Below are 12,945 nucleotides of genomic sequence, written 5' to 3' on the forward strand. Positions count from 1 at the left end.
ATGGCGCTTTCTGAATACAGTACGCGGCTGCTGGGCGCCTATGCCGAGCAGCCGTTCCTTATGGCTCCCATGGCCGGCGTGACCGATCCCGCCTATCGCATCATGTGCCGCCGCCGCGGCGCCAATCTTGCCTATAGCGAGATGGTGAGCGTGGCGGGCCTTGCCTATGCCAGCAATAAGACGTGGCGCCTGGTGCTGCCGGCCGACGAGGAGCGGCAGATCTGCGTACAGCTCTTTGGCTCCAAGCCCGATCAATTTGCGAGCGCCGTCGCTGCCGTCGAGGAGCGTGTGGGCGATCGCCTGTCGCTGATCGATATCAACATGGCCTGCCCGGCTCGCAAGGTCGTCACCAAAGGCGAGGGCTCGGCGCTCATGCGCACGCCCGAGCTGGCCGAAAAGATCGTCGAGGCGGCGGTGGGCGCGGCGCACGTGCCCGTGACCGTTAAGATCCGCAAAGGCTTTTACGCCGAAGATCGCAATGCCGCGACGTTTGCCCAGATGCTCGAGGGGGCGGGCGCCGCTGCTGTGGCGGTGCATGGTCGCTGTGCCACGCAGCTCTATACGGGTCAGGCCGATTGGTCGGTCGTCGATGAGGTGGCCGATGCCGTCGAGATTCCCGTTATCGGTTCGGGCGACGTGTTCTCGGCCGAGGATGCCGCGGAGCATCTGCGCAACTCGGGTGCCAGCGCGGTGTTTATCGCACGCGGCATCTACGGTAATCCCTGGGTCTTTGGTGATGCTCGCGCCCTTGCGCTCAATGGCGTACCGGTGCCGGTGCGCAGCTCTGTCGAGCGCCTGGACGCCCTGCGCGAGCATCTCACGCTGACGCATGAGCTTCTGCCGCTCATGTCGCGTGCCCGTACGTATGCAAGCTGGTATCTAAAGGGCATGCCCCATGCCGCCGCCTGGCGCGCCCAGGTGGTGCGTTGCTCCACATATGAGGAGTTCATGGCATTGGTCGATGATATCGAGCGCGATGTGGTGGCCTGCGAGGCCGCGCTTGCCGCTGGCGAGTCGGTGCCCGCTCATCCGCTGGAGGCCTAACGGTGGCCGTTACCGCGCTGTACGTGCATGTGCCGTTTTGCGCTCAAAAGTGCCGGTACTGCGACTTTGACTCACGCGGTTTTGCTCCGTGCGACCTGAGCGCAGCGCTCGATGCCTATTTTGAGCAGCTGTATGCGCGCCTTGATGCCTTTGGAGACACCGGGGCGCTTGCACAGGTCCGCACCGTCTATGTTGGCGGCGGCACACCGTCGCTGGCGGGAGAGCGTCTGGTGGAGCTTGCCCGGCGTATTTGCATGTGGTGCAAGCCCGTTGAGTTTACCTGCGAGGCTAATCCTGAGTCGCTGACCGCCGAGCTTGCCGCTGCGCTTGCCAAGGTTGGTGTCACACGCGTCTCTCTGGGCGTGCAAACGCTCGATAATGCCGAACTTACCGCCATCGGCCGCATTCACGATGCCGATCGGGCGCTCGCTGCCATCACGATCGTTAAGGACGCTGGGCTCGACGTGTCGTGCGACCTTATGTGCGGCCTTCCCGGGCAGACCGCAGCGAGTTGGAAGCGCACGCTCGATGGCGTGCTGACGGCGCCGCCGCATCATGTGTCGGTGTACCCGCTCACGCTCGAGGAAGGCACGCCGCTCTACCGCATGGCGTTTTACGACGAGTCGCTCGAGCCCGACGAGGATTTTCAGGCTGCGTGCATGGAAGCGGCGCGCGAGCGTCTGGGCGCGGCCGGCTATCACCCGTATGAGGTGGCAAGCTATGCACTCGACGGACATGAGTGCTCGCATAACATCGCCTATTGGACCGGACGGGGCTATCTGGGCCTGGGTCGCTCTGCCGCCGGTATGCTCGACGCCGAGGATTTCGATCGCTTGGCCGGGCTTTATCCCGACGTGCCCGCTCGCGGCGATGCGTATCGCGTGCGTCTGGTGCAACGCGACGATGCCGCGACGACGTTTGATGCCGAGTATCTGTCGCAGCGCGAGGCGGCGGCGGAGGATTTGATGCTCGCCTGTCGCATGACGCGTGGCATTGGGCCCGACCTGTTGGTTCGCTCGGCAAGCGTGATTCCTGCAGACGAGCTGGCGGCGTCCTGCGACCGTGCGCTCGAGTTGGGCCTTGCCGCCTGGGTGCCCATTGATGTCGAGGGACATGCGGGGCGCATCACCTCAAAAGATGTTGTAGCAGGTCGCGCCCGCGCCCGTTTAGCGCCCACCCACTTGGGCTGGCTCGATGGAAATATGCTGTTCGAGCTGTTTTGGGGTCTAGCATAGGCCGCTCGGGTAGAATTACCGCAATATATACGCTGCTGTGAGCAGGAGGTTGCCGCGCATGGCGACGATGAACGAAAAAGATTACTACGAGATCTTGGGTGTCTCCAAGGACGCCACCTCGCGTGATATCCAGAAGGCCTTTCAGCAAAAGGCCCGCAAGCTCCATCCGGACGTCAACAAAGAGCCGGATGCCGAGGAAAAGTTTAAAGAGGTTTCCGAGGCCTATGCCGTGCTTTCGGACGAGCAGAAGCGTGCGCGCTATGATGCCATGCGCTCGGGCAATCCCTTCGCCGGCGCTCCTTCTGCTTCGCCCTATGGCGGCGGCTACGCCGGCAGCGCAGGCTATGGCAATCCCTTTGAGGGCGGCTTTCCCTTTGGTGGCGCCTGGGGCCAGCAGCGTCGCAGCCAGGCTGCCTATAATCCCGAGAACGGCGCCAACGTGGTCGTCGATATTAAGCTCGACGCCAAGGAGGCCAAGGGCGGTGCCCGCAAGACCGTCCGCTATACGCGCTTCGATACCTGTGGTCATTGCGGAGGCTCGGGCTCTGTCTCGTCCGAGCATGCACATACCTGTCCGAGCTGCGGCGGTCGCGGCCACATCGACGTCGACCTGTCCTTCCTGTTTGGTGCCGGCACGTTCCAGTCGGTCTGCCCCGAGTGCGGCGGTTCCGGTAAGGTCGTCGCCGACCCCTGCCCCTATTGCGGTGGCAGCGGGCGGACCCGTGTGACCTCCGAGCAGACGATTGAGTTTCCTGCCGGCACGCATGATGGCGACGAGGTCCATATTGACGGCATGGGTCACGCCGGCACCAACGGTGCCTCGGGCGGCGATTTGGTCGGGCGCGCCCATGTCGAGGCCGAACGCCTGGAGGGCAAGGCTCGTACCGGTTTTTACCTGATGGGCATCGTGGCGCCTTTTTTGGTGCTGTCGGCCATCTCGGGCGTGTTCTCGGCCTTTGCCATGATGTGCTTTGTTCCGTTTGCCATGGGCTTGTTCATGGTGCTCTCGGACGGCGTGCTTCACCGCAGCCTGCTGTGGTGGAAGCGCGGCGCGATACAGTTTGCCAACGGTTTTGCCAACGGATTTATGTTTGCTCTCGTGTCGGTTTGGTTTGCGAGCTGCTCGCAACGTGCCATGCTTTCGCCCTACGCAATGCAATAACATCAAACCCTTTGTTTGCGGTCGGCCCAGCTTGGGTATAGGACGCACTGTGACAATAATGAAAGTCGGAAGGATTCGGTCGTGTCGGAAAATAGGGATTACTACGAGGTACTTGGCGTCGACAAGGATGCCGACGCGCGGACGATTAAGCGCGCGTTTCTAAAGAAGGCCCGTATCGTACACCCGGACGTTTCGGACGACCCCGATGCCGAGGCCAAGTTCAAAGAGCTCAACGAGGCATATTCCGTTCTTTCCGACGAGCAGAAGCGTGCAAACTACGATCGCTACGGTTCGCCCGACGGCCCCGGTGGCTCCGGCTATGTCGACATTAACGATATCTTTGGCGGCATGGGCATGGACGACCTCTTTTCGTCGTTCTTTGGCGGCGGTGCCGGCGGTGGCGCCCGAAATCGCCGCGAGCGTCGTCGCGGCCGCGATATGGCCATCTCCCTTTCGGTGACCCTTGAGGAGGCGGCGCTCGGTTGCAAAAAGACGATCAGCTATGACCGCCTTGCCCCCTGTGATGATTGCAATGGCACCGGTAGGGCCGAGGGTGCGGCCGAAAAGCAGTGCAGCCGTTGCCACGGCACGGGCTATGTCACGACGGTCCAGCGCTCGTTCCTGGGTCAGGTTCAGTCCTCTTCGCCCTGCCCCGACTGCCATGGCGAAGGCACGGTCATCGACCATCCCTGCGAGACCTGCGACGGTCAGGGCCGCACGCCTTCGCACGAAAAGATCGACATCGATATCCCTGCCGGCGTCTCGACCGGTCGCCAGCTGCGCGTGAGCGGCTTTGGCGAGGCAGGCCTTCGTGGTGAGCCCTCGGGCGACCTGATCGTCAACGTGCGCGTCGCCGATCACGAGCGTTTTAAACGCAACGGCGACGATCTGTACCTCGTGAGCGATATCTCGATTGCGCAGGCTGCGCTCGGCTGCGAGATTAAGGTTGAGGGCATTTTGCCCGATGAGGTCGTCAAGGTGTGCGTCCCCGCCGGTACGCAGTACGGCGACACTGTGAGTGTCAACAACTACGGTATGCCCCGTATCGGCGGTGGCGGCTCGCGTGGACGCTTGATCGTTCAGCTGCGCGTGCTCGTCCCCACGAACCTTTCCGCCAAGCAGCGCGAGCTGCTCGAGGCTTTCGCCGCCGAGTCGGGCGACGATGTCGCTTCCGGCAAGAAATCGGTGACCGATCGCATTAAGAGCGCTCTCGACGACATCCTCGATTAAGGAGCCCGCGTGCTCGCACCTCATATCTCTGTTGTCAACCTCGGCTGCCGTGTCAACCGGGTTGAGTCCGACCGTATCACTGCCGATCTTATGCGCCTGGGTTTTGCAATGGTGGATCCTCAGGATGCGGAGCTGATCGTCATTAACACCTGTGCCGTTACGGGCGAGGCCGAGGCCAAGACCCGTAAGGCCGTCCGCCATGCGCTGGCTCATCCAAAAGAGCCCTATGTGGTCGTGACCGGGTGCGTTGTCAATTTGCACCCCGAGGAGCTTCTGGAGCTTTCGGACCGCGTGATCGCGGAGCCGTCTAAGATCGATGTCGCCGAACGCGTCTGCGAGGTGCTGGGCGTTGAGTCCGATAGTGTGGCCGCCTGTAGCGACGGCGATGTGGTCGACGCGCTCGGTCGCTCGCGTCTGGGTGTGAAGATCCAGGACGGCTGCAACCATCGTTGCACCTATTGCATTGTGTGGAAGGCCCGCGGCCCCGAGCGCTCCGTGCCGGTCGAGTCTGTGCTCGAACAAGTTCGTGAGGCTCAGGAGGCCGGCGTGCCCGAGGTGGTGCTGACGGGCGTGAACCTGGGCGCCTACGATGGCAAGAGTGCGGCTGACGAACACGTCGAGATCGATGAGCTGCTCCAGGCCATCATGGAGCGTACGTCTATTCCTCATGTGCGCATTTCCTCGGTCGAGCCCATGGATATCTCCGAGCCCCTGCTTAAGGTCATGGCGCGCTATCCGCAGCGCATCGCCCCGTTTTTGCACCTGCCCGTGCAGTCTGGCTGCACGGCGACCCTGCATCGCATGGGCCGTCCCTATAGCGCCGAGGCATTTGAGGAGACGGTGCGTATGATCCGCGCCAACTTGCCTCAGGCGTCCCTTTCGTGCGACGTCATCGTCGGTTTTCCCGGCGAGACGAACGAGGAATTTGAGGAGTCGCTGGCGTTGTGCCGTCGCGTGGGCTTTTCGCGCATGCATGTCTTCCGCTATAGCAAGCGTCCCGGTACCCTTGCTGCCGACATGCCCGACCAGGTGCCGCCCGAGGTTATGGCTGAGCGCAGCCGTCGTATGCGAGCCGCGGCGCAGGAACTCGCCATTGCCGACGCCCGCCGTCGCGTGGGCACCGTCGAGCGTGCCGTGCTCGAGTATGGCGACAACCTGACGCTCGGTTCGTTCCATCATGCCCGTCTTGACGATACCTGCGGACTCACAGCCCCGTGCCTGCTCGATGTTGCTATCATCGGAGTCGATGATTCCGGCTTGGTCCATGCACGCAGGGAGGTTCATGGAAGCCTCGAAGATTAGACTTACCGTTCCCGATGGAATTGATCCCTCGCGCGTTTTGGGTGCCGGCGACGGCGTCCTTCGTGCGCTCGAGAGCTTGGTTCGCGCCCGCGTGGTCGCCCGTGGCGACAGTATCGCCGTGTGCGGTGACCCGGACGAGGTCGAGCTCGTGGCGCGCTTTTTCGAGCATGCTTTTCGCGAGGCTGCCGCCGGACGGACGCTGTCTGTCGACGATGTCTCTCGCTGCCTGGCCGTCTTGCGCGACGGTGAGTACGGGGCTACGTCGCTTCGCGATGATGTGCTGCTTTCGTATCGCGGTCGTGCCATTCGCCCCAAGACGCTCGGTCAAAAGCGCTATGTGGATGCCATCCGCTCGCATACCATCACGTTTGGCTTGGGTCCTGCCGGTACCGGTAAGACCTATCTGGCCATGGCGCTTGCCGTTGCCGCGCTCAAGCGTCACGAGGTGGGCCGTCTGATCTTGACGCGTCCGGTTGTCGAGGCGGGGGAGAACTTGGGCTTTTTGCCCGGTACCCTCGAGGAAAAGATCGATCCCTACATGCGTCCGCTCTACGACGCCCTTTTTGACATGATGGATCGCGAGCGCACCGATGAGCTTATGGAGCGTGGCGTGATCGAGATCGCCCCGCTTGCCTACATGCGCGGTCGTACGCTGAGCGATGCCTTCGTGGTGCTCGACGAGGCTCAAAATACCACGCCCGAGCAGATGAAGATGTTCCTGACGCGCTTGGGCTTTAACTCCAAGTTTGTGATTACCGGTGACCTGAGCCAGCGTGACTTGGTAGGTCGTCGCGGTGGTCTTGCCGACGTTGAGCAGATTTTGGGTCGTGTCGACGATGTCGCGTTTTCGCACCTCGAGCGTGCCGACGTGGTGCGTCACGCCTTGGTGGGGCGAATCGTCGAGGCATATGATGCTTATGATGACGTGCGCGAGAAACGCGTGCGCGACCGAAAGGAGTCCCGTTGAGTGTATTGATCAGCAACGATGCCGAGCTCGATACGCTGCTTGACGCGCAGGAGGTAGAGCATATCTGCGAGGTCGTGCTTGCTGCCGAGGGCGTTGAGCGAAAAGTCGAGATTTCCCTTTCGTATGTCGATGAGGATGAGATGCGCGAGCTCAACCACGAGTGGCGCGGTATCGACCGTACCACCGATGTCCTCTCGTTTGAATGCGACTCGGCCTTTGACGAGGATATCCCAGCCGACGAGACGCTCGAGCTCGGCGATATCATCTTGGCCCCGCAGGTCATTGCCCGTCAGGCCCCCGGCTTTGGCAATAGCCCTGCCGATGAGTGCCGCCTGATGCTCGTGCATGGCATGTTGCATTTACTGGGCTACGATCATATCGAGGACGACGAGGCCGAGGTCATGGAGGCCCGCGAGGACGCCATCCTGCGCGATCTGGCGCTCGAGCGCGGCGAGGACCCCAAGCTGGTTCACGTCGGCCCCATCACCAACCATGCCCACGACTAGGAGCCGTCTATGATTCCCGGATCGAACAAGGACCATCCGTCCTTTTTAAAGTCGTTCTCCTACGCCATGGAGGGCTTCGTTACCGCCGTCAAGACCGAGCGCAACATTAAGGTCATGCTCGTGGCGGGTGTGTGCACTGTCATTGCCGGCTGCATCGTGGGGCTCGACATTGCCGAGTGGGCTACGATTATCATTTGCTGCGGCCTGGTGATTCACGGCGAGCTGTGCAACACCGCCATGGAGGCGATTGTCGATTTAGCGACCCAGGAGTTCCATCCGCTGGCAAAGCGTGCAAAGGATATCGCCGCCGCCTCCGTATACGTTCTTTCCATCACCGCCGCGATTGTGGGCTTGTTGGTATTTGCCCACGCGCTCGGCTTTATTTAGAAAGGGATTTTCATGTCCGACAATATGCAGCCTATCGATGAAACGCTGGACGACGAGCCCCTGGATGCTGTGGATGCCGAAGCGACTGAGGCTTGCGAGGTCGAGGAGTTCGACCCGTTTGAGGGCATGAGTGACGAGGAGCTCGACGCCCTGTGCGACGAGGGCGACAGCCTCGCGGGCTTTGGCGACGTTGAGCCCGGTTTCCGCAGCGGCTTCGTGGCCCTGGTCGGTCGCCCCAACGCCGGTAAGTCCACGCTGCTCAACGCCTGCTATGGCAAAAAGGTCGCCATCACCTCGCCGGTGGCCCAGACGACCCGCCGTCGCATGCGCGCCGTCGTCAATCTCCCCGGTTACCAGCTGGTTTTTGTCGATACCCCGGGTATTCACAAGCCCAAGGACGGCCTGGGGTCCGAGCTCAACAAGAGCGCGCTGTTCGAGCTAAACGATGTCGATGTCGTCGCGTTTTTGATTGATGCCACCAAACCGATCGGCAGGGGAGACGCCTGGGTTGCCGAGCGCGTCAGATGCGCCCGTTCCAAGAAGGTCCTGGTGCTCACCAAGGCCGATGAGGCCGATCCCGCACAGGTCATGGAGCAGCTTAAGGCCGCCCACGAGCTCATGGAATATGACGATGAGATCGTGACGTCGTCGGTCAAGAACTTTAACGTCGATGCCTTCATCGAGACCGTTGCGCACTTTTTGCCCGAGGGCCCGCGTTGGTTCCCCGAGGACATGGGTACCGACGCTTCCGACGAGACGCTCGTTGCCGAGTTTGTGCGTGAGAAGGTCTTGCGCCGCACCCGTGATGAGATTCCGCACTCCGTTGGCGTAATCTGCGATGCGCTCGAGCAGACCAAGAAGGTGCTGCGCGTGCATGCCACCATTTACGTCGAGCGCGAGGGCCAAAAGGGCATCATCATCGGTAAGGGCGGCGAGATGATCAAGCATATCGGCATCGACGCCCGTCGCGATCTTGAGCGCATCTTTGGCACGCAGGTCTTTTTGGAGCTGGATGTGAAGGTAAAGGCCGGCTGGCGTGACGACGAGGCCCAGATTCGCCGTTTTGGCTACAACGCCGAGGACTAAGGGCGCGCGGCGCTCATGGCAGGCTCACGGACATATCGCACGAAGGTACTCGTTCTCGATAAGACCAAGCTCAAGGAGACCGATCTGATCTTGACGATGCTTGATGAGCGGGGTCGGCAGGTCCGTGCCGTGGCAAAGGGCGCGCGCAAACCCGGCGGGCGCCTGGCGGCGCGCTGCGAGCTGTTCTGTACCGTCGATATGCTGCTCGCGCACGGACGGTCGCTCGACGTGGTTTCCCAGGCCGAGCTTATGGAGGCGCCGCTCGGCGCCGCGCCCGATTACGAGACGACCTGCGCCGCAAGCGCGATCGCCGAGGTCGCGCGCGTGTGCTCGTTCGAGGACGCCGAGGACCCGTTTACCTTTGCCATTACGCAGCGAGCACTTGCCCTGGTGGGCAGCAGGCTCGACACGGCACATATGGACCTGCTTGTGGCGGCATATGTCTTTAAGCTGCTGTCGCACGTTGGCTATCGACCCGATTTTTCGGCCTGCGTACTGTGCGGAGACCCCATGCTGTCGTATTTTTCGCCCCAGGCGGGCGGGCTCATGTGCGGGTCGTGCGCGTCGAGCGTTCCGGGTGCCGAGCTGGTGTCGACCGGCGAGGTCGCATGGCTGCGCGCCCTCATGTCCATGACCTTCGATGCGCTCATGGCCGAGAGGGTCGATCCCCATACTGCCGCCTTTTTGCTGGGGCTTTCGCATGTTTGGGCTGCGACGCACACCGATCAGCGTCTTCGCGCGATGGAATTCATGTTGGGTCGGTGATGATGGGCATACGCGGTCCGCTTGTGGTAACATACCGACCTGTTGGTACCTCGACCTTGGATGCTCGCTCCACCGGCGGCTTCCCAGTCCGAGGCGAATAGAGTCGCCCGCGGGCGACGCGAAACGAAAGGTGAAACAATGACTGTTTCCAAAGAGCGCAAGGCGGAGCTGACTGCCCAGTTCGGTAACACCCCGGTCGACACCGGCAACCCCAAGGTTCAGGTCGCCATCCTGACCGAGCGCATCAAGGAGCTGACCGAGCACATGAAGTCCCACCAGAAGGACTTCCACACCCGTCGTGGTCTGCTCATGCTCGTCGGTCGCCGTCGTCGTCTTCTCTCCTACATCAAGAAGAACGACGTCGTCGAGTATCGTGAGCTCATCAAGGCTCTGGGCATCCGCGACAATATCCAGTAAGGATTTGTACATGCTAAGAGCGTCCTGCGCAGCGGGGCGCTCTTTTTGTGTAAGGGCGTGAACAATCACGCTCTGAAGCGTGGCGGGGGCAGGGGGCCCGCGTCACATGAGAAGCCCGCAGGCAAGGGGCCTGCGGGGTAAAGGAGAACAATGACACTCGTATCCAAGACCTTTGAGCTGTACGGCAAGACCTACACCTTTGAGTCGGGCGAGCTTGCCAAGCAGGCCACCGGCGCCTGTCTGGTCAAGCAGGGCGACACCACGATGCTCGACACCGTGGTCGTCTCCAAGGAGCGCAAGAACTACGACTTCTTTCCGCTGACCGTCGACTTCAACGAGAAGATGTACGCTGCCGGCCGCATCCCGGGTGGCTACCTCAAGCGCGAGGGCCGTCCCAGCGAGAAGGCCACGCTCACGGCCCGCATGATTGACCGTCCCATTCGCCCGAGCTTCCCGGACGGCTTCCGCAACGAGGTGCACATCGTCGCCACCTCGCTCGTCGCCGACCAGGTCAACCCCTTCGACGTCATCAACGTCATGGGTGCCTCCCTGGCCATGACGCTCGGCGGCGTGCCCTTCGAGGGCCCGCTTGCGTGCGTGCGCATCGGCCGCAACGTGGAGACCGGCGAGTTTATCGTCAACCCCACCTATGAGGAGCGCGAGAACTCCGATCTGGATCTGGAGCTGGGCGGCTCTGCCGACTTCATCTCGATGGTCGAGGCCGGCGCCGATGAGATCTCCGAGGACGATATGCTCGCCGCTATGAAGTTTGGCCAGGAGGCCCTCGCTGCCTTCTGCCAGGCTCAGGACGAGTTCGTTGCCGAGTGGGAGCAGGTCAACGGCGCTATCGTTAAGAAGGAGTACCCGCTCGACCAGCCCGTCGAGGAGGTCCAGGAGCGCATCTTCGCCCACTACGACGAGATGGCAGCCGCCCTTCGCGACGCCGACAAGCTCTCCCGTATCGGCAAGGTCGAGGCTCTGAAGGAGTCCATCCGTGCCGAGTTCACCGAGGAGGAGCAGGCCGCTTGGGAGCGCGAGATCCCCGTGGCACTCAAGAAGCTCGAGAAGAAGGCCATGCGCACCATGGTCGTCGAGACCGGTGAGCGCGTCGACGGCCGTGCCGCCGATGAGATCCGCCCCATTATGGTGAAGGACAACTACCTGCCGCTCGTTCACGGCTCCGGCCTGTTCCAGCGCGGCCAGACCCAGGTGCTCTCCGTCCTGTCGCTCGGCATGCTCAACGAGGGCCAGCGTCTGGATACCATCGAGCCCTCCGAGGGCAAGCGCTACATGCACCACTACAACTTCCCGCCGTTCTGCACCGGCGAGACCGGCCGCATGGGTAGCCCCAAGCGCCGCGAGATCGGCCACGGCAACCTGGCCGAGCGCGCCCTGCTTCCGGTGCTCCCCGACGAGAACGAGTTCCCCTACGCCATCCGCGTGGTATCCGAGGTCATGGAGTCCAACGGCTCCTCTTCGATGGCTTCGACCTGCGGCTCCACGCTCGCCCTTATGGACGGCGGCGTTCCCATTAAGCGCCCGGTCTCCGGTATCGCCATGGGCCTGATCCAGGAGGAGGGCAAGACCGTGGTCCTGTCCGACATCCAGGGTCTCGAGGACTTCCTGGGCGATATGGACTTTAAGGTCACCGGCACCACCGAGGGCATTACCGCTCTGCAGATGGACAACAAGGCCACCGGCCTTACCTTCGACATCCTGGCCCGCGCCCTGCAGCAGGCCAAGGAGGGTCGCGCCTTCATCCTGCAGAAGATGCTCGATGTGATCCCCGAGCCGCGCCACACCACGCGCAGCACCGCCCCGCGCATCGTCTCCATCCAGGTTCCGACCGACAAGATCCGCGACGTCATCGGTTCCGGCGGTAAGGTCATCCGCGGCATCCAAGACGAGACCGGTGCTTTGGTCGACATCCAGGAGGACGGCACTGTCTTTGTCGGTGGCACCGGCGAGTCCGTCGACCAGGCTGTCGAGCGCATTAAGCTCATCATCAAGGTTCCCGAGCCGGGCGAGGAGTACACCGGTCGCGTGGTCTCCATCCAGCCCTTTGGCGCCTTTGTCAACCTGCTGCCCGGTAAGGACGGCCTGCTGCACATCTCCCGCGTCGCCAAGGGTCGCGTGGAGAAGGTCGAGGATGTCCTCAATGTGGGCGACGAGGTTAAGGTCGTCGTCATCGAGGTCGACGATCGCGGCAAGATCTCGCTCGATCGTCTGGATAAGCCCGAGGCTCCGGCTCGTGCCGAGGGTGCCTCCGAGGGCGACGGTGAGCACTTCCAGCGCCGTGAGCGTCCGCGTCGCGAGCGCTCCGAGCGCAGCGACCGTCCGCGCCGTCCCGGTGACAACGGAGGCCGCAAGCCCCGCCGTCACCACGACGCCGAGTAACAGCTACACATAAGCAGCTCAACAAGGGCGACTCCGGACAGGGGTCGCCCTTTTGCTATTCCCGGCGGGGTCCGCGGGTAAAGTTTCCTGCTCTACAGTCCTGCTCGCACGGAGAGCCATTAAGTGCTCTCCGGCTCGTGCGGAACTCGCGATAAACTTTACCCGCGGCCCCCGCCGGGAATAGCAAAAGGGCTGGTGGGTGCGGGTCTCGATTTTGTCAGATAGTCTATTCAGTTATCTGAATTCAGATCTTTAGATAATCGCATGTGCGGCATTACCCCAGATAAAACCGACCAAAATAAACCTGTCCCTTTTTGGCAGGCCTGGGGCCATCGGGGGCCGGGGCGGGTTAAGTTTGTCGCGAGTTCCGCACGCAAAGGAAAGCACTTAATGTGCTTTCCGTCTTGCGCAGGACTGTAGAGCCTGTCTCTTATACACATCTGACGC

Annotated in this window: 12 protein-coding genes; all 12 read left to right on the forward strand. The window is 62.1% G+C overall.

All coding sequences use genetic code 11. The annotated features are described in order from the left end of the window. The gene (dusB, locus tag ACTQV4_RS05620; RefSeq protein ID WP_427717514.1) at positions 1-1,044 is read left to right on the forward strand and encodes a tRNA dihydrouridine synthase DusB; all 1,044 of its coding nucleotides are present in this window, start codon (positions 1-3) and stop codon (positions 1,042-1,044) included. A 2-nt stretch (positions 1,045-1,046) separates the two neighbouring features. Further along, on the forward strand, positions 1,047-2,279 hold the full coding sequence (hemW, locus tag ACTQV4_RS05625; protein ID WP_441569462.1) for a radical SAM family heme chaperone HemW: 1,233 nt from the start codon (positions 1,047-1,049) through the stop codon (positions 2,277-2,279). Positions 2,280-2,337: 58 nt separating this feature from the next. Further along, positions 2,338-3,441: a DnaJ domain-containing protein gene (locus ACTQV4_RS05630; protein ID WP_441569463.1), complete on the forward strand. Its 1,104-nt coding sequence runs from the start codon at positions 2,338-2,340 to the stop codon at positions 3,439-3,441. Positions 3,442-3,522: 81 nt separating this feature from the next. After that, positions 3,523-4,671, forward strand: coding sequence for a molecular chaperone DnaJ (dnaJ, locus tag ACTQV4_RS05635; protein ID WP_427726832.1), 1,149 nt, complete (start codon positions 3,523-3,525; stop codon positions 4,669-4,671). Positions 4,672-4,680: 9 nt separating this feature from the next. Then, on the forward strand, positions 4,681-5,973 hold the full coding sequence (locus ACTQV4_RS05640) for a MiaB/RimO family radical SAM methylthiotransferase (RefSeq protein WP_441569464.1): 1,293 nt from the start codon (positions 4,681-4,683) through the stop codon (positions 5,971-5,973). After that, positions 5,954-6,940, forward strand: coding sequence for a PhoH family protein (locus ACTQV4_RS05645; protein ID WP_441569465.1), 987 nt, complete (start codon positions 5,954-5,956; stop codon positions 6,938-6,940). Before ACTQV4_RS05640 ends, ACTQV4_RS05645 begins: the two co-directional genes overlap by 20 nt. Beyond that, entirely contained in the window at positions 6,937-7,446 is a 510-nt protein-coding gene (gene ybeY, locus ACTQV4_RS05650) for an rRNA maturation RNase YbeY (protein ID WP_441083433.1), read from the forward strand. Before ACTQV4_RS05645 ends, ybeY begins: the two co-directional genes overlap by 4 nt. Positions 7,447-7,455: 9 nt before the next feature. Then, positions 7,456-7,833: a diacylglycerol kinase family protein gene (locus ACTQV4_RS05655; protein WP_427726826.1), complete on the forward strand. Its 378-nt coding sequence runs from the start codon at positions 7,456-7,458 to the stop codon at positions 7,831-7,833. Positions 7,834-7,845: 12 nt separating this feature from the next. Further along, positions 7,846-8,919, forward strand: coding sequence for a GTPase Era (gene era, locus ACTQV4_RS05660; protein WP_441569466.1), 1,074 nt, complete (start codon positions 7,846-7,848; stop codon positions 8,917-8,919). A gap of 15 nt (positions 8,920-8,934) precedes the next feature. After that, positions 8,935-9,684, forward strand: coding sequence for a DNA repair protein RecO (gene recO / locus ACTQV4_RS05665; RefSeq protein WP_154516310.1), 750 nt, complete (start codon positions 8,935-8,937; stop codon positions 9,682-9,684). A gap of 138 nt (positions 9,685-9,822) precedes the next feature. Next, complete coding sequence (gene rpsO, locus ACTQV4_RS05670) at positions 9,823-10,101, forward strand: 30S ribosomal protein S15 (protein ID WP_154516313.1); 279 nt, start codon at positions 9,823-9,825, stop codon at positions 10,099-10,101. A 150-nt stretch (positions 10,102-10,251) separates the two neighbouring features. Continuing rightward, entirely contained in the window at positions 10,252-12,498 is a 2,247-nt protein-coding gene (locus ACTQV4_RS05675) for a polyribonucleotide nucleotidyltransferase (protein WP_441031024.1), read from the forward strand. Positions 12,499-12,945: the final 447 nt, after the last annotated feature.

It is taken from the genome of Collinsella sp. LCP19S3_B11, assembly GCF_052121915.1.
Classification (GTDB): Bacteria; Actinomycetota; Coriobacteriia; order Coriobacteriales; family Coriobacteriaceae; genus Collinsella.